15 protein-coding genes and 1 pseudogene are annotated in these 21,792 nt (G+C 71.8%); 4 read left to right on the top strand and 12 right to left on the bottom strand.

Annotation, left to right across the window (positions count from 1 at the left end; all coding sequences use genetic code 11):
- The 5 genes from ACT53Q_RS15730 to pilG form a co-directional block, all read right to left on the bottom strand.
- Positions 1 to 3,735 (bottom strand): Hpt domain-containing protein (locus ACT53Q_RS15730; protein WP_476187599.1); only part of this gene is annotated, 3,735 nt, incomplete at its 3' end.
- A gap of 97 nt (positions 3,736 to 3,832) precedes the next feature.
- The gene (locus tag ACT53Q_RS15725) at positions 3,833 to 5,854 is read right to left on the bottom strand and encodes a methyl-accepting chemotaxis protein (RefSeq protein WP_476187598.1); all 2,022 of its coding nucleotides are present in this window, start codon (positions 5,852 to 5,854) and stop codon (positions 3,833 to 3,835) included.
- Positions 5,855 to 5,906: 52 nt separating this feature from the next.
- Entirely contained in the window at positions 5,907 to 6,485 is a 579-nt protein-coding gene (locus ACT53Q_RS15720; RefSeq protein ID WP_476173402.1) for a chemotaxis protein CheW, read from the bottom strand.
- Positions 6,482 to 6,853, bottom strand: a complete 372-nt coding sequence (locus ACT53Q_RS15715; RefSeq protein ID WP_476187597.1) for a response regulator — start codon at positions 6,851 to 6,853, stop codon at positions 6,482 to 6,484. The genes ACT53Q_RS15720 and ACT53Q_RS15715 overlap by 4 nt, the downstream gene beginning before the upstream one ends.
- 17 nt (positions 6,854 to 6,870) lie before the next feature.
- A complete protein-coding gene (gene pilG / locus ACT53Q_RS15710) occupies positions 6,871 to 7,272 on the bottom strand; it encodes a twitching motility response regulator PilG (RefSeq protein WP_476173404.1) in 402 nt (133 codons plus the stop codon).
- 198 nt (positions 7,273 to 7,470) lie between these two features.
- On the opposite strand from pilG, the gene gshB reads away from it, so the two are divergent.
- Positions 7,471 to 8,415, top strand: a complete 945-nt coding sequence (gshB, locus tag ACT53Q_RS15705; protein ID WP_476187799.1) for a glutathione synthase — start codon at positions 7,471 to 7,473, stop codon at positions 8,413 to 8,415.
- Between the two features lie 5 nt (positions 8,416 to 8,420).
- On the top strand, positions 8,421 to 9,335 hold the full coding sequence (locus ACT53Q_RS15700) for an energy transducer TonB (protein ID WP_476187596.1): 915 nt from the start codon (positions 8,421 to 8,423) through the stop codon (positions 9,333 to 9,335).
- Positions 9,336 to 9,485: 150 nt separating this feature from the next.
- On the opposite strand, the gene lepB is transcribed toward ACT53Q_RS15700, so the two are convergent.
- The 6 genes from lepB to mrcB all read right to left on the bottom strand — a co-directional run bounded on the left by lepB (position 9,486) and on the right by mrcB (position 17,684).
- Positions 9,486 to 10,109: a signal peptidase I gene (gene lepB / locus ACT53Q_RS15695; protein WP_476187595.1), complete on the bottom strand. Its 624-nt coding sequence runs from the start codon at positions 10,107 to 10,109 to the stop codon at positions 9,486 to 9,488.
- A gap of 102 nt (positions 10,110 to 10,211) precedes the next feature.
- Positions 10,212 to 11,372: a hypothetical protein gene (locus tag ACT53Q_RS15690; protein WP_476187594.1), complete on the bottom strand. Its 1,161-nt coding sequence runs from the start codon at positions 11,370 to 11,372 to the stop codon at positions 10,212 to 10,214.
- Between the two features lie 32 nt (positions 11,373 to 11,404).
- The gene (tsaB, locus tag ACT53Q_RS15685) at positions 11,405 to 12,178 is read right to left on the bottom strand and encodes a tRNA (adenosine(37)-N6)-threonylcarbamoyltransferase complex dimerization subunit type 1 TsaB (RefSeq protein WP_476187593.1); all 774 of its coding nucleotides are present in this window, start codon (positions 12,176 to 12,178) and stop codon (positions 11,405 to 11,407) included.
- A 130-nt stretch (positions 12,179 to 12,308) separates the two neighbouring features.
- Positions 12,309 to 14,471 carry an ATP-dependent DNA helicase gene (locus tag ACT53Q_RS15680; RefSeq protein WP_476187592.1) on the bottom strand — a complete coding sequence of 721 codons (2,163 nt, stop codon included), beginning with the start codon at positions 14,469 to 14,471 and terminating at the stop codon, positions 12,309 to 12,311.
- A gap of 10 nt (positions 14,472 to 14,481) precedes the next feature.
- Positions 14,482 to 15,090 carry a tetratricopeptide repeat protein gene (locus ACT53Q_RS15675; protein ID WP_476187591.1) on the bottom strand — a complete coding sequence of 203 codons (609 nt, stop codon included), beginning with the start codon at positions 15,088 to 15,090 and terminating at the stop codon, positions 14,482 to 14,484.
- A complete protein-coding gene (gene mrcB / locus ACT53Q_RS15670) occupies positions 15,087 to 17,684 on the bottom strand; it encodes a penicillin-binding protein 1B (RefSeq protein WP_476187590.1) in 2,598 nt (865 codons plus the stop codon). The genes ACT53Q_RS15675 and mrcB overlap by 4 nt, the downstream gene beginning before the upstream one ends.
- A 79-nt stretch (positions 17,685 to 17,763) precedes the next feature.
- Here mrcB and ACT53Q_RS15665 point away from each other — a divergent pair.
- Both ACT53Q_RS15665 and ACT53Q_RS15660 read left to right on the top strand, forming a co-directional pair.
- Positions 17,764 to 18,618 (top strand): annotated as a pseudogene (locus ACT53Q_RS15665) (glycosyltransferase family 2 protein); the annotation flags it as partial.
- A gap of 84 nt (positions 18,619 to 18,702) precedes the next feature.
- Positions 18,703 to 19,926, top strand: coding sequence for a glycosyltransferase (locus ACT53Q_RS15660; protein WP_476187798.1), 1,224 nt, complete (start codon positions 18,703 to 18,705; stop codon positions 19,924 to 19,926).
- Between the two features lie 306 nt (positions 19,927 to 20,232).
- Here ACT53Q_RS15660 and ACT53Q_RS15655 read toward each other — a convergent pair whose 3' ends face one another.
- On the bottom strand, positions 20,233 to 21,744 hold the full coding sequence (locus tag ACT53Q_RS15655; RefSeq protein WP_476187589.1) for a hypothetical protein: 1,512 nt from the start codon (positions 21,742 to 21,744) through the stop codon (positions 20,233 to 20,235).
- Positions 21,745 to 21,792: the final 48 nt, after the last annotated feature.

Raw genomic sequence — 21,792 nt, 5'->3', positions numbered from 1 at the left:
TTCGGCTTCGAGACGTTCCGCTTCGGCACGCTCGACTTCGAGGCGTTCCGCTTCGACGCGCTCGGCTTCAGCGCGTTCGGCTTCGAGGCGTTCGGCCTCGAACCGCATGAAGTCTTCGTGTTCGGCGCGACGCAGCGCGGCAAGACGCTCGGCTTCGGCACGCTCGGCTTCGGCGCGTTCGGCCTCGGCGCGTTCCGCTTCCGCACGCTCGGCTTCGTAGGATTCCATCAGCGCCAGCAGGCGCGCGGGGTCCTCCGGGCTGGTCGGCGCGCCGGTGGCCGGCTCGGACACGGCGGGCGTTTCCGGCGCGGCCGGCGCTTCCGCCTCCGCGAACAGGCGGGCGAGTTCGGCTTCGGCCTCGCGGGCGAGCTGGTCGGGGTCGAGCGGGCCCTGCGCCGGTGTCGCGACGCTGGGGGCCGGCGCTTCGGCGGCCGGTTCCAGGTCGAAACGGCCGTAGGCGCTGAGATCCAGATCGGTGAGTTCGACCGGCGCCTCGGGCATCGCGGGCGGATGGTCGACGACCTGCACGGGACCGGCCTCGGGCAGGCTGTCGCGCAGCGCGACCAGGCGCGCGGCGAGCGCGTCGCAGGACGGCACGCGGCCGCCCGGCTCGGCGATCGCGACGACGGTGTCGCGGACGCGATCGGCGAGTTCGGCGATCGCGGACACGCCTTCGGCATCGACGTCGCCGCCGGTGGCCAGCAGACGGCGGACATAGCCTTCCGCCGGGGTCAGCGCGTCGGTGATCGACGGCACTTCGGTCATCGCGAAGGCGCCGTTCATGGTGTGGATGGCACGGAGCAGCGGATCGTCGGCCGCGGTCGGCGCGGCGTGCGCGCGCGCCAGCCAGTCGTCGATGGTGACCAGATGGCCGGAGACTTCGGCCTGCAGGATCTCGAACAGCACCGGGTCGACGCTGACCTCTTCGCCGCTCTCGACGACGGCCGGGGCTTCGACGGCCGGCACTTCGACGGCGGCGGTTTCGACCGGCGCGGGCGCCGGCTCGACGGGCGCCGCGGCTTCGATCGCTTCGACCGCCGCCGCGACGGGCGCGGCCGCGGCCAGCACGGGCATGACCTCTTCGCCGCCGGCGATGCGGTCGGCATAGGCTTCCAGCGCGCGCAGGTCGGTGGTCACCACGCCGTCGCCGCGCAGCGCGGCATGCAGCTGCGGCAGGGCGGCGTAGGCTTGGTCGACCATCGCCACGACCGGGGGCGTCGCCGGCCGCAGGCCGTCGCGCACCTTGTTCAGCATGTTCTCGATCTTCCAGCTGAACTCGCCGAGGGTGCGCGCGCCGACGAGGCGGCCGCTGCCCTTGAGCGTGTGGAAGACCCGGCGGACCGGCTGCAGCAGTTCGATGTTGTTGGGATCGACCTTCCACGCCGGCAGCAGCTGGGCGAGGTTGCCGATCTCCTCCTCGAATTCCTCGAGGAAGATTTCGCGGATTTCGTCGTCGATGTCGTCGCTGGTGGTGTCGAACCCGGCCGCGACAGCGGCGGGGGCGGCGACGACTTCGGGCGCAGGCGCAGGCGCGGGCGGCGCCGGCGGGGCGGCCGGTTCGCGCGGCGGCACGAACAGCGTGACGAACGGGGCCGGCGCGGGCGCCGGGGCAGGCGGTTCCGGGGCCGCGGGCGGCGCGACCTCGACCGGTGCCACGGGGGCCGCCTCGGCGGGCGTCGCTTCGGGCGATGCGCTCGCGACGGACTCGAGCGCGACGGATTCGAGCGCAATGGATTCGAGCGCGACGAGTTCGACGACCTCGGGTTCGACGACAGCGGGCTCGATCGCGGCGGGCGCTTCGGCGACGGCCTCGATCGGTGCGGGTTCGGCCGCGACGGGCGCTTCGACCGCGGGTTCCTGCACGGGCGCAGGCTCCACGGGCGCAAGTTCGACGGGCGTCGGTTCGACGGCGGGCGGCGGCGCGATCGACACCGCTTCCGGCGCGGGTGCGGACACCGGCGCTTCCGCGACGGCGGGCACGTCGCGCGGCGCGGCCGGGACCGGCGCGGCTTCAACCGGCGCAGGCACCGCGCGTTCGGCCGGCAGCGGCCAGTAGCCCAGCGCTTCCAGGCTGTTGCGGGTGATGTCGAGGATGTCGTCGCGGTTGGCGCGCTGCTCGCGCAGCGCTTCGAGGTAGTACTCGACGCTGGCGAGCGCGTCGGCGAACGTGTCCAGCTGGCGGCTGTTCGGGATGCGCCGGCGGCCGAGCAGTTCGTATTCGGTGTACAGCCGCACGCCGTCGAGGTACGACGCCGGCAGCGGCAGTTCGAGCATCTTCAGCGCGCCGGAGACTTCGCGCAGCAGCGGCGGCACGGGTTCGAGCTCGGCGTGGTTCCACGCCGTTTCCACGAACGCGACGAACGCCTGGCGGGCGGCGGCGAAGTTGCCGATCGCCTCGCGCACCAGCACGTCGAGCACCTTGCGGGCTTCGGCGTTGGCGAGGTCTTCCTCGGTGTCGGTGCCGTCACCGGAGGCGAGGCGCGCGACCTGGTCGTCCAGCGAGGCGTCGACGTACAGCAGCGCGCCGGCGACTTCCAGCAGCGCGGTCTCGTCGGCCTTGCGCTTGCCGTCGACGATGTCCTGCATCGCGTCGCGCTGCTGCTGCACGAGGCTGCGCGCGAGGCCGAGGCCGAGCATGCCGAGGGTGTCGGACACGCTCTGCAGGCGTTCGGCCTGCGGGCGCAGTTCACCCGGGTCCTGCTTGGCGGTGCGCAGGTAGAGGTCGAGTTCGTCCTTGACCCGCAGCAGGTCTTCCTTGATCGCCGCGGACACGGTGTCCAGCAGCGAGCGATTGCGGCCGGCGACGCTGCCGCGGGCGTGGTCGAGTTCGGATTCGGTCGGCTTCAGCGCGTCCAGCTCGAACACCTGGCGCAGCTTCAGCAGCGACGGATGGTCGGACTCGGCGTGGGCGACGTGGAACAGCAACTGGCGCGTGGGCTCCATCGCGGCGTCGGCGCGCGGGGTGCCGAAACCGCCCTGCTGGAACAGGCTGCGGCTCTCGCGGTCGACGCTGGCGAACACCTGACGCAGGCCGGCGTTGGCCGGCAGTGCGCGATCGCGCAGGGCATCGGCGACCAGCGACGCGACCCACAGCATGCGCCGCTGCGATTCGTCGGTGGTGCGGGCCAGCAGCGCCTCGACGGCGAAATGCAGGCCTTCGGTGTCGCCCGGCAGGCCGTTCTCGGGCCAGGCTTCCAGCGCATCGCGGAACCGCACCAGGTACGGCGCGACTTCATGCGCACGCGCGGCCGGCGACAGCGGCGTCGCGCGCGGCAGCGTGGCCGGCAGCGGACGATCGAGGTCGGGATTGAACAGGACGCTTTCGCTGAGGCCCGTCTCGCCGCGCGCACCGCGCAGCTCGTTGAGCATCGGCAGCAGGACGATCGAGATTTCCTTGTGGCCGCTCTGCAGGCGTTCCAGGTAGTCCGGCAGCAGCACCACGCCGCGCATCAGCGCCGAGCAGGCGCCGTCGTGGTCCTGGACCTTGCCGTCGCGCAGCGCGCCGGCGAGCTGTTCCATCTCCTCGGCCACCATGGCCGGGGCGTACAGCTCGACCATGCGCAGGGTGCCCTGCACCTGGTGCAGCAGCTCGGCGCACACGCGCATCCGGCTGGTGTCGGCCGGTTCGTCGGCGAAACCCTCGATCTCGACGCGGACCAGGCGCAAGGTCTCGTCGAGCTCGGGTTTGATCCAACCCAGCGCGCTGTACTCGATCGCGTCGTGGAGCGCGGTCATCGTGCGCCTCCAAGGGCGCGACCGCACCCGCATTCACGTTGGGAAGTGGTTGGGATCATCTGGAAATCGCTCCGCCGATGCTTGGCAACGCGCGCGGTCAGGCCGGCAGTTTGAAGTCGGCGACCGAACGACGGAGGTCCGCCGCCAGCTGCGCGAGGTTTCCGATGGATTCGGCGGTCTGGTTCGCACCCTGCGAGGTCTGCGCGGTGATCGACTGAATCGTGGTCATCGTCTGGGAGATGTCGGTCGCCGCCGCGGACTGTTCCTGCGCCGCGCTGGAGATGCCGCGAATCAGGCCCGCGAGCGTGTTCGACACCGTTTCGATCTCGCCCAGCGCGGTACCCGCGTCCTCGGCCAGTCGGGCACCGGCGACCACTTCGGAGGTCGTCTGTTCCATCGAACTCACCGCTTCGTTGGTATCGGCCTGAATGGTCTGCACCAGCGCTTCGATTCGCTTGGTCGCGTTCGAGGTGCGTTCCGCGAGTCGCTGCACTTCGTCCGCCACCACCGCGAAGCCGCGGCCCGCCTCACCCGCCGAGGCCGCCTGGATGGCCGCGTTCAGCGCGAGGATGTTGGTCTGTTCCGAAATGTCGTTGATGAGTTCCACGATCGAGCCGATTTCCTGCGAGCTTTCGCCGAGGCGCTTGATTCGCTTCGAGGTTTCCTGGATCTGGCCGCGGATCGAGTCCATGCCCTGAATCGTCTGGCGCACCACGCCGGCGCCCTTGGTCGCGATCTGCACGGAGCGTTGCGCCACGTCCGCCGATTCGGACGAGTTCTTCGACACCTGGTTGATGCTGTTCGCGATTTCGTTGATGCGGTCGGTCGCGGTGTTGATCTGCTGCGCCTGGTGTTCCGCCGCTTCCGCGAGGTGCATGGCGGTGGCCTGCGTTTCCTGGGCGCTCGACGCCACCTGCACCGAGGTGTCGTTGATCGTCTGCACCAGGCTGCGCAGCTGTTCGACCGCGAAGTTGATCGAGTCCGCGATCGCGCCGGTCATGTCCTCGGTCACGGTCGCCTTCACGGTGAGGTCGCCTTCCGCGAGCGAACCCATTTCGTCCAGCAGGCGCATGATCGCCTCCTGGTTGCGGTTATTCAGCTCCATCGAGCTTTCGTAACGGGTGCGCTGCGCGCGGTTCAGCGAGACCACCAGGAACACGATCGAGGCCAGCGCGAGCAGGCCGGAGAGGATGCTGACCCAGATGTTGCCGAGGATGCTGGTGTCGCGCAGCGAGCCGAACGCGGTGAACGCGCGGAACAGGTTCTCGCTGTCCGACAGCAGGCGGCCGGAGTTGCCGGTCAGTTCGGTGGCGGCGGTCTGCGCGCGCAGCAGGGCGTCGGACGACCCGAGGATGGCGTCGACGTCCTTCTTCATCTCGTTCCACTGGGTGGACGCCTGGTTCAGCGCGGCCAGCGCGCTGGCGTTGCCCAGCTTCTGCACGTTCATCGGCTGATCGCCGTTGCGCAGGCCGTTGAGCACCTGCGTGAACACGCCGACCTCGCGGCGCATCGAGTCGCCGGCGAGCGCGGCGCCCGGGCCACCGGCGCGGATTTCGGCGACACGGCGGGCCATCGACGCCGCGAGCACCGACTGGCGCACCGCGAGGTACACCTGCGGCGGCGCGGAGCCGGTGGACGACATCGCGCGGCCCAGTTCGTCGAGCTGCGCCTGCAGCTGCGGCACGCGGTCGGTGAAGCGCTTGGCGTCCTCGGAGAGCGCGAGCACCGCGGTCTCGGAGGCGACGATCTGGTCGGCGCTCTTGCTCATCGGCACCCAGGTCGAGGTGACGGTGGCGATCGGGCCGGACACGTCGGGCGCGTTGCCGAAGTTGTCGTTCAGCAGCTTCACGTCGCTGTCGACCTGGTCCTTCGTGGCCTTGAACGCCTTGAACGCCGCCGCGTCGCCGTTGACCGCCTCGCGACCGAGGTTGGCGAGCTTCTGCGAGTTCACCTGCAGGTTCGACGCCGCGGTGTTGGCGCCGCCGAAGCGCGCGGTCTTCCACAGCGCATAGCCGGTGTTGCCCGCGAAGACGAACAGCGCCAGCGCCAGCACCCACAGCCACAGGGTGGTGTTCTGGCCGCGGCCCTTGCCTGCGATGTTGTCCAACGGAGTGCTCATGTCTCGCCTCGATGTGTTGCCGTAACGGTGACCGTGAAGGGAAGGCGCGCCATCAGACGGCGGCGTGCCGGAATTCGGGGGTGCGGACCAGACGATCGAGGCTGAAGACGCCCCAGACGTCGTCGTCCAGGCGGTAGGCGCGATCGATGAAACCGGCATAGCGGCCGTCGGCGAGCGCGCCGGCGTCCACTTCCTGCTCGTCCATGAACGAGCGCTGCCCGTAGAGCTCGTCGATCGTGACGGCGACGTCGCCGCCGGGCTGACGCAGCACCATCACCTTCTGGTGCCCTTCGTACAGGACGCTGCGCGCGCCTTCCAGGAACTGCTTGAGATCGACCACCGGCAGCAGGTTGCTGCGCACGTTGGCCACGCCCAGCATCCAGCCGTAGGCGCCCGGCACCGGGGTGATCTGCGGGACGGTCAGGATTTCCGCCACCGATTCGTACTGCGACACCAGGCGGCGCTGGCCGATGCGGAAGCCGATGCCGCGCCACAGGCCCGCGGCCTGCAGCTGTTCCGGCAGGCCGGCGACGTGGGCAAGGCTGCGGCGCTCGTAGTCGGCCAGCAGCTCGAAGGCGTCGGGCGGGGCGACGTCGCCGGGAAGGTCGGCGGGGGTGTCGTCGAGGGTCATGCACTGCCTCCCAGCAACTGTTCGATCCGGGCGATCAGCGCATCCTCGCTCGGCGGTTTCACGATGTAGTCGCGGGCGCCCTGGCGCAGGCCCCAGGCACGGTCGGTTTCCATGCCCTTGGTGCTGACGATCAGCACCGGGATGTGTTTCGTCGACGGCTCGCGGGACAGCGCGCGCGTGGCCTGGAAGCCGTTCATGCCCGGCAGCACGACGTCCATCAGCACGACGTCCGGGAGCTCGCGCTTGCAGACCTCGATCCCGTCTTCCGCGCTGGTCGACGCGAGCACATGGTGCCCGTGCCGCTCCAGCAGCCGGGTCAGGACCGCGGTGTCGGTCGGCGAGTCCTCGATCAGCAGAATACGGGCCATGGTTGCCTGCCCCCCGGTCAGGCGTTCACGTGCTTGCGAATGGCGTCGAGCAGTTCTTCACGCGTGAAGGGCTTGGTCAGGTACTGCTCGGAACCGACGATGCGGCCCCGGGCCTTGTCGAACAGGCCGTCCTTGGACGACAGCATGATCACCGGCGTGTGCTTGAAGACCTGGTTGTTCTTGATGAGCGCGCAGGTCTGATAGCCGTCCAGGCGCGGCATCATGATGTCGACGAAGATGATCTGCGGACGCTGGTCCGCGATCTTGGCGAGCGCCTCGAAACCGTCGGTCGCGGTCACCACCTCGGCGCCCTCGCGCTTGAGCAGCGTCTCGGCGGTCCGCCGGATCGTCTTCGAATCGTCGATCACCATCACCCGCAAACCCTGAAGGCCGCCGGCTGCATTCTCGTCTTGCGTCATCGTGTCTCCCCAGGTGCCGGCGGCGATGGCCGTGCAGCTTTGCCATCATTATCAGCCATCTATATCCCAGTCTGCAGCTGGACTGTCAAGGTTCGCTTCGCAATTTCCCGGCCGCGAACACGGAATGCGGGCTTCGCGCGCGTCGCCTTGTTACCATCCAGACCGGTCGATTCCTGCAGGTGATGCGGCATGCCGAAACTGGCGCGCGACGTTCTGGTGGTCATGGACCCGATCGGGTCGATCAAAATTGCGAAGGACTCCACATTCGCCATGCTGCTGGAAGCCCAGCAGCGTCACTATCGGCTGTTCTACGTCACCCCGGGCGGGCTGGGCATGCGCGGCGGCATCGCCACCGGCGAGGTCGCGCCGCTGACCGTGCGCGAGGACCCGGCGGGCTGGTTCGAAACCGGACCCACGTCACAGCGTGCGCTGGGACCGGCTGACCTGATCCTGATGCGCAAGGACCCGCCGGTCGACCCGGAGTTCATCCACGACACCCAGATCCTGTCCGCGGCACAGCGTGCCGGGGCGCTGGTGGTGAACGACCCGGCCGGGCTGCGCGACCACAACGAGAAGCTGGCGGCGCTGGAATTCCCCCAGTGCTGCCCGCCGACGCTGGTCAGCCGCAATGCCGCCGAGCTGAAGGCGTTCGTGGCCGAGCACGGCCAGGCGGTGCTCAAGCCGCTGGACGGCATGGGCGGGCGCTCGATCTTCCGCGCCAGCGCCGGCGAGCCCAACCTGAACGTGATCCTGGAAACGCTGACCGACGGCGGCCGGCACCTGGCGATCGCACAGCGCTACCTGCCGGAGATCGTCGACGGCGACAAGCGCATCCTGCTGATCGACGGTGTGCCGGTGGACTACTGCCTCGCCCGGATTCCGCAAGGCGATGAATTCAGAGGGAATCTTGCCGCCGGCGGCCGCGGCGAGGGCCGTCCGCTGAGCGAGCGCGACCGCTGGATCGCGGCCCAGGTGGGCCCGGAGATGAAGCGCCGCGGCATGCGCTTCGTCGGCCTGGACGTGATCGGCGACTACCTGACCGAGGTCAACGTCACCAGCCCGACCTGCATCCGCGAACTGGACAAGCAGTTCGGCCTGAACATCGCCGGCCTGCTGTTCGACGCCCTGGAGGCGTCGGCCTGAGCCGCATGTCCGCCGCCCCGCCTCCCGGCGCGCCGCCCGCCCGACCGCCCGCCCCGCTGCCTCCCCCGCCGGCCATCGGCGAGGACCAGCGGCTGGTGGCGACCGTGGTGCTGTCGCTGCTGCTGCACGCGCTGGTGATCCTGGGCATCGGCTTCGCGCTGAAGGAAGCCGCGCCGGTGGTGCCGATGCTGGACGTGATCCTGACCCAGACCCGTACCCCGCTGAGCCCGAAGCAGGCGGACTTCCTCGCCCAGGCCAACAACCAGGGTGGCGGCGAGGACGACAAGGCCCGGCGCCCCCGCGACCCGCAGCCCGGCACCGTGCCGCAGACCGAGACCGGCACCGCCCCGCAGACGGTGCGGGCACAGTCGCCGGCGCCGTCCCCGCCGCCGGAGGCGCGGGTGGTGACCACCACGCAGGCCGAGGACCGCCTGCCGCAGCCGAACCGCAAGCCGCAGCCGCTGCCCGAGCCGCTGCGCACCGGCGACCGCAAGATCGAGCACGACATGGCGATGGCCCGGCTGGCGGCGGAGATCCACCTGCGCTCGTCGCGCTACGCCAAGCGCCCGTCGCGCAAGTTCGTCTCGGCCAGCACCCAGGAATACGTCTGGGCGACCTACCTGCGCACCTGGGTCGACCGCGCCGAGCGCGTGGGCAACCTGAACTACCCGGACGAGGCGCGCCGCCGCCGGCTGTCGGGCACGGTGGTCATCAACATCGGCATCCGCCGCAACGGCACCATCGAGCGCGCCGACGTCGTGCAATCGAGCGGCATCCCGCTGCTGGACGAATCCGCGCTGCGCATCGCCCGCCTCGCCGAGCCCTACCCGCCCCTGCCGAAGACGCAGGAAAACCCGGACATCCTCAACGTCGTCCGCACCTGGCGGTTCATGCCCGGCGGCGAGCTGGTGGACGAGTAGGTCGGGCCCTGGCCCGGCCGAGCACCGCTGTTTGACGCATACGGCTCGGTAGAGCGGCCTTCAGGCCGCTGCTTTTCTCCAGGGTCGGAATAGAAGCAGCGGCCTGGTGTTCAACAGCCGAATGGCTGGTCAGGCCGCTCTACCGAAGGATCAGAGGCGCTTCCAGGCGAAGCCTTCGCCGCTGCGCCAGTACACGGCGACGGCACGGCCGTACAGCGACTTCGTCGGCACCAGGCCGAAATAGCGGCCATCGGCGCTGTTGCCGCGATGGTCGCCCAGCACCAGCGCCATGCCGTCGGGGATCGTCAGCCCGTCGATGTCCGGGCCGCCGCCGTCGGCGAGGTCCAGATGCACCTCGCGGGTGCCGAAGCGTTCGATGTCGTCGGCGACGCCCGCCGCCAGCGGCTGGCCGTCGACCTGCAGGTGGCCGTCCAGCAGCGACACGGTCTGCCCGCCCGTCGCGACCACGCGCTTGATCAGCCGCTCGCCGTCGGCCGGCGACTTGAACACCACCACGTCGCCGGGACGCGGATCGCCGTTGTCGACCAGTTCGATGTCGGTGAACGGCACGCGCAGGCCGTAGGCGCGCATGTCGACGACGACGCGGTCGCCGGGCTCCAGCGTGGGCTGCATCGAGCCGCTGGGCACCTGGTAATGGTTGGCGAGCGAGGTGCGGGTGACGGCGAGCAGCAGCAGCACGCCGGCGAACTGCAGCCATTCGTTGTGCAGGAAGCGGCGGCGCCCGGCAGGCGCGGCGGTGACGGAGTCGGACACGGGATTCCCCTCGGAAGATGAGCCCGAGTATGGACCGCCACGGGCGGGGTCGGTTCCCGTGACCGATGGGCCATGACGGCGCCCGCCCGGCGGGCGGAAGGGTCAGGGCGCGAGCTTCACCTTGCCCGGATGCCGGCGCACGTCCGCCCACGGGATCACCGACCAGTCGGGGTCGTCGCAGACCCGCATCACCCGCGCGAACGTCGCCGAGACGTGCAGGCCCTTCGGCGTGGCGTACCAGTTCGCGTACGACCACACGCCCGGGTCGCCGTAGTCGCAGGCATCGGCGTCGTCGCCCGGGGCCGAGGGCTTCGCCTGCTTCGGGTACAGCGCCACCATGCGCTCGGCGACCCACGGGCCGAACACCTCGCCGCGGTAGTCGAACCACGCCTGGCTGGCGCCCTTCGGGTCGTAGCGTGGCACCGCCCCCTTGCCCAGCCAGAACACGTCCTCCAGCGCCAGTTCCTGGCCGGTGCGCGGATTGAGGTTGAACGGGCTGTCGCCGAAATCCGGATGCGCGCCGCCGCAGAAGTAGCTGGCGAACAGGCTGACGCTGATGACGTCGCGGCCGATGCGGCGCAGCGTGGTCGTCGACTCGAAATCGGATTGCGGCGCGGCGGTGCAGTCGAGGTAAGCCAGCACCTGTTCCCACTGCCGGCGCGCCAGCGCGGTATTGATGGCGGGCAGGCGCTCGGCCGGATAGCCGGACACCACGCGGAACAATTCGACGCCACTCTGCGGTTCGGTCCACCACTGCAGGCGGAACCCGTCGACCGTCTGAGCGCGACCGGCCTTCAACACCATGCCCGAGAGCAGCAGGAAGCGGTACGGATCGTCGGCGCGCAGCGCATCGAGGCCGGGATCGGCACCGCGCGGCAGCGACGCCGTCGCCAGCCGGTGCAAGCGGATCGGCAGGGTCTTGCCGCCGCCGACCCAGTCGCCTTCGAGCGCATCGCCCTTCGGCGCGGAGAGGCGCCAGTGCGGCGGCTCCGCGTCATCCATCCGGCGACCCCACTCCTGGAAATCGAAGGCGACGCCGGCGGCGGGCGTTTCCGCACGCATCAGTTCGATGGTGCGGGAATGCTTGCGGTAGAAGTACTGGCCGCCGGGTTCGTCGCCCAGATGCAGGTCGGCGACGACCGGCTGCCCGCCGACCGTGCCCTCCCAGACCTCGGCCTGCACGGTGCAGGCGGCGCACAGGCCCAGCAGCGCGACGAAGACGCGGCGGGCGAGACCACGAGGGACACGAGGGAACGACGACATGCGGACGTCCTTGCGGATGCGGAGAAGACGGATCAGGCCCGGCTCGCGCGCAGCGCCTGCTGCTCGGCCAGGGTGAGCGCGACGGCGTTGCGCAGGTACGCCGGTTCGAGGCGTTCGGGCGCGATGCCCTCGCCGCGCCGCAGCGCCGCCGCAGCAAGTCGCGCGACATCGGCCGCGTGCGGCAGCGCCTCGGCATCGACCGCGACCAGCCGGTCGGCGAACCGCTGCCGCAGCACGCCGTCGAGCGCGCCGAAGCCGGTGCCGACGCCGAACCACGGGCCGTCGCCGCCGGGCGCCGGCACCGCATCGGGCGGCATCACCGCCTCGTCGCCGTCGGCGATCGCGTCGAGCAGCCCGTCCGCGCCGGCTTCGAGCCGGAAGCGCGCGACGTAGACCTCGCGCATGCGCGCGTCGATCACGGCGAGCACGCGATCGCCCGCGCCGGCATGACGTCCGCCCCCACCCCGCCCCGCCCCCGCAGGCGGAGGAGGGAGATGGCACGCGCGCATCGCCAGCGCCCGCAGCGTGGACACCGGCACTGCCGGCACGTCCAGCGCGAGCGCGATGCCCTGCGCGATCGAGATGCCCAGCCGCACCCCGGTGAATGCGCCCGGCCCGCGACCGACCGCGATCGCGTCGAGCGCCGACTTCGCGATCCCCGCCTCCGCCAGCAGCGCCTCGGCCCACGGCAGCGCGTACTCGGCGTGCTTGCGCGGCGCGATCTCGTGGCGCTCGCGCACCTCGCCGCCGGCGAGGACGGCGACCGAGCAGGCTTCGGTGGAGAGTTCGAAGGCGAGGAGGTTCATGGCGGGCATTGTAGGTCGGGCCCTGGCCCGACATCACGGCGAATCCGGTCGCGCCGTGCGGGGAACGGTGCGGTTTCGATCATTCGGCGGTGCGAGCGGAGACGCCGCAATGTCGGGCCAGGGGCCCGACCTACGACGCCGGCTCCGGATCGGTCGTCGCCGGTTCGGCGAAGAAGCCGCGCACGTCCTCGATCGAGCGCGTGCGCGCGAACGGCGGCAGCGAGTCGAGGAAGACGCGGCCGTAGGACTTGCCGATCAGGCGCGGGTCGCACAGCACCAGCACGCCGCGGTCGGTCTCGGTGCGGATCAGCCGGCCGACGCCCTGCTTCAGCGCGATGACCGCCTGCGGCAACTGCTCGTCGCGGAACGGGTTGCCGCCGGCGCGGCGGATCGCGTCGAGGCGCGCCTCGAACACCGGATCGTCCGGCGCGGCGAACGGCAGCTTGTCGATGACGACCACGCTCAGCGCGTCACCGGCCACGTCGACGCCTTCGCGGAAACTGGCCGCGCCCAGCAGCACGCCGTTGCCGGAATCACGGAAGCGCTGCAGCAGCACCGAGCGCGGCGCTTCGCCCTGCACGAACAGCGGCCACGGCAGCTCGGCGTCGCGCAGCAGCGCCGCGGCTTCGCGCAGCGCGCGCAGCGAGGCGAACAGCACGAATGCACGGCCACGCGAGGCTTCGAGTACCGGCACGACCGCGTCGATCACCGCAGCGGTGAAGTCGCGGGCGTTGGGATCGGGCAGCCGCGGCGGCAGCCAGCACAGCGCCTGCCGCGGCCAGTCGAACGGGCTCGGCGCGATCAGCTCGCGCGGCGATTCCAGGCCCAGCCGCTTCGAGACGTGGTCGAAATGGCCGTCGACCGCCAGCGTCGCCGAGGTGAAGATCCACGCCGCGCGCGACTGCTCGCGATGCGTGCGCAGCGGGCCGGAGACATCCAGCGGCGTGCGCTGCAGGCGGAAGCCGCGCGGCGAGAGTTCGTACCAGCGCACGTCCCACAGCTTGCCGTCATGCGCGGGCGTGTCGAGGTCCTGCGCGAGATCGTCGTCGGCGACGTGCGGCGCGTGCGATGCCGCGAACGGCGCCGGTGCTTCGAGCGGCATCGCCTCTTGCCCGTCGTTCGCATCGGCATCGCCGCGCGGACGCTGCGCGAAATCCGGCGGCGCCCAGCGCAGCAGGCGCGCGCGCTGGTCGATCGCGCGTGCATGGCAACCATCGAAGCCGGGCGAGGTCTCGCGCAACGGCGCGAGCGCGTCGGCCATCGCGACCAGCGCGTCGTCCAGCACACCGAGCGCCTCGAACACGCCGGGTTCGTCCAGCGCGCGCCAGCGCGTGCCGCGCACGGGCAGCATCTCCATCGCCGCGCGCAGTGCGCGGGTCGCCTCTTCGAGCGTGCGGGCCGGCGCCTGCACGACGGCGAGCGCGCCGGTCACGGTCTTGCATTCGGCCAGCGCGTCGCGCGCCAGTTCCACCAGCGGCCGCGCGCTCAGGCCTTCGCCGAAGAACTGCGCGGCGAGTTCGGGCAACTGGTGCGCCTCGTCGACCACGAACACCTGCGCGCCCGGCAGGATCTCGCCGAAGCCTTCCTGCTTCAGCGCGAGATCGGCCAGCAGCAGGTGGTGGTTGACCACGACCACGTCGGCGGCCTGCGCACGCTGGCGCGCCTGCACGACGAAGCAGTCCTCCCAGAACGGGCAGTCGCTGCCGAGGCAGTTGTCGACGGTCGAGGTGACCATCGGGATCAGCGGCGAATCCTCGGGCAGCGCGTCGAGTTCGGCCAGGTCGCCCAGCCGCGAGCGCCCGCTCCACGCGACGATGCGCTGGAACTGGGTGATCTGTTCCTTGTTCGTGAAGCGCGGCTCGCCCTTCGCCTGCTCCAGCCGATAGCGGCAGAGGTAGTTGGCGCGGCCCTTCAGCAGCGCGGTCTTCACGCCGCGGCCCAGCGCGTCGCGCACCCGCGGCAGGTCGCGGTGGTAGAGCTGGTCCTGCAGCGCGCGCGTGCCGGTGGAGACGATCGTCTTCAGCCCCGACAGCAGCGCCGGCACGAGGTACGCGAAGGTCTTGCCGGTGCCGGTGCCGGCCTCGGCGAGCAGCGCGGCGCGATCCTCGACGGTCGCGGCGATCGCCTCCGCCAGCCGCTGCTGCGGCGCGCGCGCGACGAAGCCCGGGATCGCCTCGGCCAGCAGGCCGCCGGCGCTCAGCGCGTCACGGCTGGCGCGGGCCAGCGCGGAGGCCGGCGCGGCGTCGGACGGATCCGCGGCGAGCACGTCGTCGCGGACGGGGGCATCAGGCATCGTCATCGGCTCAGTAGCGCGGCGGCCCGGTCTGGGTGCAGGCGTCCTGCGCGCCGCGCGCGAGTTCCAGCTCGCCGGCGACGCGGGTCATGTCGTCTTCCCACTGCGTCAGCTTCGCGCCCTTGAGATGGCCGCCGTTCTGCATCGACACCAGCCGGCTCTGCTGCTGCGCCAGCGACTGGCGGATGGTCATCCAGTGCCGCCGGCACAGCGGGCCGACCTTGCCGCCCAGCGCGAACGCGCGGCGCGCGAGGCGCTCGGCCTCGGGCAGGTTCTTCTCGAGCACCGCCACCTCGGCGCGCTCCTGCAACAGCGCGGGATCCTCCGGCGCCAGCGCCAGCGCCTTGTCCAGCGCGGTGGCGGCATCGGGATAACGCTTCGCGCGCTCGGCGCGGGCGGCCTGCACGCGCAGGTCCTCGACCATCGGGTCGCGCAGCGGCTGCACGTCGAGTTCACCGGGCGCGGCGGAGCCGACGGCGCGGATCTCGTCGACCATCAGCTCGGGCGAAGGCCCGATCCAGGCGTTGTTCGCGACCGGCGCGCTGCCGCAGGCGGCGAGCAGGGCGACGAGCGCAGCCGCGGGCAGGACATGCAGCGGCGAACGGCGAAAGGCATTCATGCGAGACGGACTCCGGATCGATCGTGCAGCGCCCGCAGGTCGCGAGGCGCGGGAGACGACCACGGCTGGAAGGCCTGGCCGCCCGGCGACGGCGCGTCGCGCGGCGGGTCGTCCTGCGACGGGCGATCACCCTGGCCATCGTCCTTCTTGTCGAGGCCGAACAGGCTGCGCCAGAAGCCCGGCTTGTCGCCGTCCTCTGCATTCGGATCGCTGCCGTCGGTGGCCTCGGGTTCGGCCAGCGCGCAGGCCTCGTACGGCGGCACGAAGCCGGCGACGAACGCCAGCCGGCGCGCGCCGGGGCAGCCGGCGTCGGTGCTGTGGCCGTCGGCGATCCACTGCCAGTCGATGCCCTTGCCGCCGACCTGCAGCGGCGCGCTGGGCAGGCGCGAGAACAGGCCCGACCACACCCGCATCGCGCCGGTGGCGCCGTACAGGCCGGTGGGCGCGTTCTGGTCGTTGCCGACCCAGATCACCGCGAGATGGTCGCCGGTCCAGCCGGCGAACCAGCTGTCGCGGCTGTCGTTGCTGGTGCCGGTCTTGCCCGCCGGCTGCAGGCGACCGAGGCCGTCGGCGACCAGCTGGTGGCCGGTGCCTTCGCTCACGGCGGCCTGCAATGCGGTGGTGACGAGCCGCGCGGCGACGGCATCGCCGGCCTGCGCCGGCTGCGGCTTCACGTCGTAGCGGTTCAGCGCCTTGCCGTTGGCGGCCAGCACACCGCGCACCGCGTGCAGCGGCTGGATCTCGCCGCCGGACGCCAGGAACTGGTACGCCTGCGCCATCGCGTACGGACTCTGGTCCAGCGCACCCAGGATCAGCGACGGATTCGCCGGGGCGTCGATGCCGGCCAGCGTGCGCATCAGGTCGACCACGCGCTTCGGGCCCACGTCCATGCCCACGCGCACCGTCGACTGGTTGTACGAATGCGCCAGCGCGTCGATCAGCCGCACCGTGCCGTGGCTGCGGCCGTCGGAATTGCCGGGATTCCAGCGCCGGCCGTTGTCCAGCGTCACCGTGACCGGACCGTCGTCGACGTACGTCGCCAGCGAGAACTTGTCCGGCTGCGCCAGCGCCAGCAGGTAGACGAACGGCTTGATCAGCGAGCCCACCGGGCGCTGCGCCTGCACCGCGCGGTTGAAGCCGTGCTCCTCGAAGCTGCGGCTGCCGATCACCGCCACCACTTCGCCGGTGTGCACGTCGGTGACGACCGCGCCGGCCTGCAAGGGCGGACGCCGCGGATTCGCGATCGCCTTCATCGTGCGCGTCACCGCGCCCTCGGCGTAGGCCTGCGCGGACGGCGACATCGCGGTGAGCACGGTCAGCCCGGCGCCCTGCAGTTCCTCGCCGGCGTAGTCGCGCGCGAGCTGCCGGCGCACGAGGTCGACGTAGGCCGGGAAGCGGTTGGCGACCATGCTGCCGGGCACCGCCGGCACGCCGAGCGGGGTTTTGATCGCGCGGTCGTGCTCGGCCTGGTCGACGATGCCGTTCTGGAGCATCTTGTCGATGACGAGGTTGCGCCGCGCCAGCGCGCGTTCGGGATTGCGCCGCGGGTTGTACCAGGACGGCCCCTTCACGAGGCCCACCAGCAGCGCGATCTGCTCGGTGCTCAGCTCGTCGAGCTGGCGGCCGAAGTAGTACTCCGCGCCGGCGGCGAACCCGTGGATCGCCTGCGAGCCGTTCTGGCCGATGTCGACCTGGTTGAGGTAGGCCTCCAGGATCACGCCCTTGTCGTAGCGGGCGTCGATGATCAGCGCGTAGAGGATCTCGTTGAACTTGCGGCGGAGCGTCTGCTCCTTGCCGATGCCCAGCAGGCCGGAGCGCGCGAGCTGCTGGGTCAGCGTGCTGGCGCCCTGCTTCACCTCGCCGCCGCTCTTGAGCGCGACGAACGCGGCGCGGGCCATGCCGCTGAAGTCGATGCCGATGTGGTGGGCGAAGTCGCGGTCCTCGACCGCCTGCAGGGTGTCGGTGAGCTTCTGCGGCACCTCGTCGATGCGCACCAGCCGGCGTTCTTCCTGCTTCTGGCCGTACAGCGTGGCGATGCGCGCCGGGTCCAGCCGCACCGACTTCACCGCATGCTTGCCGACGAGGTCGCGCACCGTCGCCACGCGCCCGCCGGAGAGCGTGACCTCGATCCGGCTCGGGCCGACGCGGCCGTCGACGTCCTGGTAGCCGCGGCTGGCGATGCGCCAGCGCGCGCCGTCGCGCAGGTAGCTGCCGGCGTGTTCGCCGCGGCCGTCCTCGTGGTACGAGGCGGCGTCCAACTCGGTCTTCAGCGTGTTCGCGTCCATCGCCAGCCCCGGCGCCAGCACCAGCGGCCGCGCGTAGACGCGGGTCGGCACCTGCCAGCGCAGCTGGCCGAAGCGCACGCTGACCTGGTGGTTCAGGTACAGCACGTAGGGAATCAGGAAACCCAGGCCGATCGCGGTCGCGGTCAGCGCCCAGCCCAGCAGGTGCCGCCGCCAGCCCGGGCCTTCGCCGTCGCTGCCGTCGTCGTCCTGGTCGTCATCCGTGTCGTCCCGATCATCCTGATCGTCGTCCTGATCGTCTTCGAGGTCGTCGTCCTCGGGATCGTCGTCGATGTCGTGCTGTCGGGCCATGCGGGCTCGGGGGCGCCTCGGGTCGGTGCGGGGATGCGAAAATGGGGCGTCGCGAGTCTAGCAGGGTGCCGGGAACGGCATGTCCTGGCGCGCCGTCCCCGCCGTCGCCCGTCCGCAGGAGTCCGTTCAGATGCCGCTGTCCCCTGCCGATCTGGGCTTCCTGTGGCGTCGCGGGCTGGGGCTGGTGCGTCGCGGCTGGGCCAGCCTGCGCACCCGCGGCTGGCAGGCCACGTGGGACCGCACCCGCGCCCAGTTCCATCGCGCCCGCCCGCTGCCCCCGGAAGCGCTGTACCTGCCGGCGCCGCAACTGTTCGCGCCGTTCACGGTGCCGACGTCCGACGCGCCGGTCGCGAGCCTGGTGATCCCGGTCTACGGCCAGTTCGCGCACACCCTCGCCTGCCTGCGCGCGCTGGCCGCGCATCCGCCCGCGACCGCGTTCGAGGTGATCGTGGTCGACGACGGCAGCGCCGACGAGACCCCCGACGTGCTGCCGCAGATCGCCGGCGTGCGCTACCACCGCCGTGCAATCAACGGCGGGTTCATTGCTGCCTGCAACGACGGCGCGTCGCGGGCGCGCGGCGACGTGCTGGTGTTCCTCAACAACGACACGATCCCGCAGCCCGGCTGGCTCGAAGCACTGCTGGCGACCTTCGCCGACGAACCCGGCACCGGCCTCGTCGGCACGCAACTGCTGTATCCCGACGGCCGCCTGCAGGAAGCAGGCGGCGTGGTGTTCGCCGACGGCAGCGCCTGGAACTACGGGCGCTTCGAATCGCCCGACGACCCGCGCTTCGCCTACCTGCGCGACTGCGACTACACCAGCGGCGCCGCGATCGCGATTCCGCGCGCGCTGTTCGCCGACCTTGGCGGCTTCGACGTGCGCTACACGCCGGCGTACTACGAGGACACTGACCTCGCGTTCGCCGTGCGCGCGGCCGGACGGCGCGTGGTCTACCAGCCGGCGTCGCGGGTGATCCATGCCGAAGGCGCGACTGCCGGCACCGACACTGGCAGCGGCATGAAGGCGCACCAGGTGCGCAACCGCGGCACCTTCGCCGCGCACCGCGCCGACGCGCTGCGCACACACCTGCCACCGCACACCGTGCCGACGCCGGCCCTGCTGCATCGCGACCGGCCGCAGGTGCTGCTGATCGACGCGATGACACCGCGGCCCGACCACGATTCCGGCTCGCTGCGGCTGGTGAACCTGATGCGCCTGCTGCGCGAGGAAGGCGCGCACGTCGTGTTCCTGCCCGCCGACGGCCACCACGTCGGCGCGTACACCACGTCGTTGCAGCGGCTCGGCGTCGAAGTCTGGCACCAGCCGTTCCTCGGCGGCATGGCCGCGTGGCTGCGCACGCATGGCCCGCGCTTCCGCAGCGTCATGGTCAGCCGCCACTACGTCGCCAGCGAATTCCTGCCGCTGCTGCGTGCCTGCGCACCGCAGGCGCGGATCGTGTTCGACACCGTCGACCTGCACTACCTGCGCGAGCGCCGCGGTGCCGAGGTCGCGGGCGACGCCGCGCTGGCCCGCGCCGCCGAACGCACGCGCGCGCTGGAACTCGACGCCATCGCGCAGGCCGACGTCACCCTCGTCGTGAGCGAGGTCGAACGCGCGCTGCTGCGCACCGATGCGCCGACCGCAAAGGTCGACATCCTCTCGAACCTGCACCGCATCGCCGGCGCCGGCCCCGCGTTCGCCGAACGCCGCGACGTGGTGTTCGTCGGCGGCTTCCGTCATCCGCCGAACGTCGACGCCGTGCGCTGGTTCGTCGCCGAGGTGTGGCCGCACGTGCGCGCACGCCTGCCCGATCTGCGCTTCCACTGCATCGGCAGCCACACGCCGCCGGAGATCGAAGCGCTGGCGTCGGTGCCCGGCGTGACCGTGCACGGCCACGTCGCCGACCTCGACCCGTACATGCGCGACGTGCGCATCGCGATCGCGCCGCTGCGCTTCGGCGCCGGCGTGAAGGGCAAGATCAACCTCAGCATGGCCCACGGCCAGCCCGTGGTCGCCACCGCCTGCGCCGTCGAAGGCATGCACCTGCGCGACGGCGAAGACGTGCTGGTCGCCGACACCCCGCAGGCCTTCGCCGACGCCGTCGTGCGCCTGCACGAAGACGAGGCGCTGTGGAACACGCTGGCCCGCAACGGCCTCGACAGCGTCGCCGCCCACTTCTCCCTCGACGCCGCCCGCGCGACCGTGCGCGAGGCCTTCCTCGCGCCGACGCCGCGCGCGTAGAGCGGATCGAAGATCCGCTGCTCCCTGTCCGCAAGCGGATCGCCGGAGCGGCGTTGCCGCATGTGAGCCAACGCCGTCGCGAGATGCACGCGCACCATCCTGTGGGAGCGACGGAAGTCGCGATGGGCTGCGGAAAGGCGGTCTTCCGTCCGTCTCGACTTCCGTCGCTCCCACAGGAAAGGTCGTCCGTCGCGCCTCCCGGCGCCCCTACAAGCATCGGGAAAAGTCGCGTCCGGATTCGTGCCTGCCGCACGACGGAGGGGTGTATAGCGGAGCTGCGCTCCGCTCTACCTGGCTGCAGCGGGATCAGCGTTCGGCCGACGCCGCAGCGCGCAGGCGTTCGTCGAGATCGGCGAGGCCGTCGACCTTTGCGTCGAGGCCGCGGGCGGCGTCGCGGGCGGCGGTGGCGCCGGGGATGTCGCCGTCGCGGAGGCGCTGTTCGGCCATCGCGACCCAGCGCTGGGCGAGGCGCGTGCGGGCGGCGGCGCTGTCGCGGCTGGCGCCTTCCAGCACCACGCGCGCGTCGAGGCAGACGCGGGCGCGCTGCAGCGCGTTGTCGCGCAGTGCGGTCTCGAAGCAGGTGCGCACGCGCGGCAGCATGCGTTCGCTGGCGCGGTGCACGCCGATGTCGTCGGGTGCCAGCGCGCGCGCGGCGCGCAGTTTGTCGAACGCGCTGTCGCCCGGCGGCGTCAGCCAGTCGCCGCGCGACTCGGCGACTTCCGATTCCAGCAGCAGCCGGCGCAGGCGCCGCTCGTCCGCGGGCGAGCGCTTCGGCACACCGAGGCCGGCGTGCGTGCGCTCGGCGCGCTGCAGCGCTTCCTCGGCGCGCTTCACTTCGGGCGCATCGGCGGCGAGCGCGCGCGCCGCGGCGAGTTCGGTCCGCGCGCGATCGAACGCGAAATCCTCCGCGGCCCGTCGCGCCTGCTGCGCGTGCGCGGCGGCGACTGCGCGCAGGCCGGCGGCAGGCGCGTCGCCTTGCAGATGCGCGTCGCGCAGCGCGCGGTAGCCGGCCTCGGCGCGCGGCAGGCGACCGGCGCGCAGGTCGGCGTCGGCGCGGCGGCGCACGCGTTCGCCGGCCTGCGCCAGCGCCGATTGGGCGTCGGGCAACTCGGCGTGGCCCGGATCGAAACCCGCGGCCGCGTCGATCAGCGCCGCGCCACCGGCCAGATCGCCGCGCCCCAGCGCCGTGCGCGCCTGCCGCAGCAGCGCCGACAGCGCATCGTCGCGGCCTTCCAGCGCATGCAGGTGTTTCGGTTGCAGGGCCAGCACGCGGGCGTACAACGGCAGTGCCGCGTCGTCGGCGCCGTGCAGGCGGCCCGCGGCGAGCGCGGCGTCGGCGGCATCGAGCACGTCGTCGATGCCCGCCACCGCGGCCTCGCGCCGGCGCAGCTCCTCGGCGACCGCGTCGACCTGCGGCCGCGGCGCGGACAGCGCACGGGCGAACGCGAGATCGCGATGCGCGTCGGCGAAGCGGTCAGCGGCGGCGGCGCGCCCGGCGCGCGCGACCGCGGCCTGCGCGACGCGGCCCAACCCCGCGCGCAGCTCGGCGCGGTCGGGGTCGATCGCGATCGCGGCTTCGTACAGCTCGCGCGCGCCGCGGCCGTCGGCGGCGCTCAGGTTTCCGGCGCGCAGCGCGGCGTCGGCTTCCGTGCGCAGGCGTTCGGCCTCGGCAGCGGGCCACAGGCGTTCGGCCAGCGGGCCGCGCAGCCACCACGCCAGCGGCAGCAGCAGCGCCAGCGCCGCCGCCAGCCACAGCGGCCAGCGCCGACGCAGCGCGTGGGCGAATCGGGACGGGAAGTCGTCGCGGCCGGCGGTCACTGCGCGAGCATAGCGCGCCGTCGCGACCGCCAGTGGACAGCGCCTGCG

Source organism: Lysobacter sp. DMC97, from assembly GCF_056313745.1.
The sequence above is the reverse complement of the archived record's forward strand: the minus strand, read 5'-3'. Positions and strand labels throughout refer to the sequence as shown.

Excerpts from the sequence above, each read along its gene's own strand:
- tsaB (WP_476187593.1), bottom strand. The coding sequence starts at position 12,178 with ATGAACCTCCTCGCCTTCGAACTCTCCACCGAAGCCTGCTCGGTCGCC.
- mrcB (WP_476187590.1), bottom strand. The coding sequence starts at position 17,684 with ATGGCCCGACAGCACGACATCGACGACGATCCCGAGGACGACGACCTC.
- ACT53Q_RS15660 (WP_476187798.1), top strand. The coding sequence starts at position 18,703 with ATGAAGGCGCACCAGGTGCGCAACCGCGGCACCTTCGCCGCGCACCGC.
- ACT53Q_RS15700 (WP_476187596.1), top strand. The coding sequence starts at position 8,421 with ATGTCCGCCGCCCCGCCTCCCGGCGCGCCGCCCGCCCGACCGCCCGCC.
- ACT53Q_RS15675 (WP_476187591.1), bottom strand. The coding sequence starts at position 15,090 with ATGAATGCCTTTCGCCGTTCGCCGCTGCATGTCCTGCCCGCGGCTGCG.
- ACT53Q_RS15690 (WP_476187594.1), bottom strand. The coding sequence starts at position 11,372 with ATGTCGTCGTTCCCTCGTGTCCCTCGTGGTCTCGCCCGCCGCGTCTTC.
- ACT53Q_RS15725 (WP_476187598.1), bottom strand. The coding sequence starts at position 5,854 with ATGAGCACTCCGTTGGACAACATCGCAGGCAAGGGCCGCGGCCAGAAC.
- ACT53Q_RS15715 (WP_476187597.1), bottom strand. The coding sequence starts at position 6,853 with ATGGCCCGTATTCTGCTGATCGAGGACTCGCCGACCGACACCGCGGTC.
- ACT53Q_RS15680 (WP_476187592.1), bottom strand. The coding sequence starts at position 14,471 with ATGCCTGATGCCCCCGTCCGCGACGACGTGCTCGCCGCGGATCCGTCC.
- pilG (WP_476173404.1), bottom strand. The coding sequence starts at position 7,272 with ATGACGCAAGACGAGAATGCAGCCGGCGGCCTTCAGGGTTTGCGGGTG.
- ACT53Q_RS15720 (WP_476173402.1), bottom strand. The coding sequence starts at position 6,485 with ATGACCCTCGACGACACCCCCGCCGACCTTCCCGGCGACGTCGCCCCG.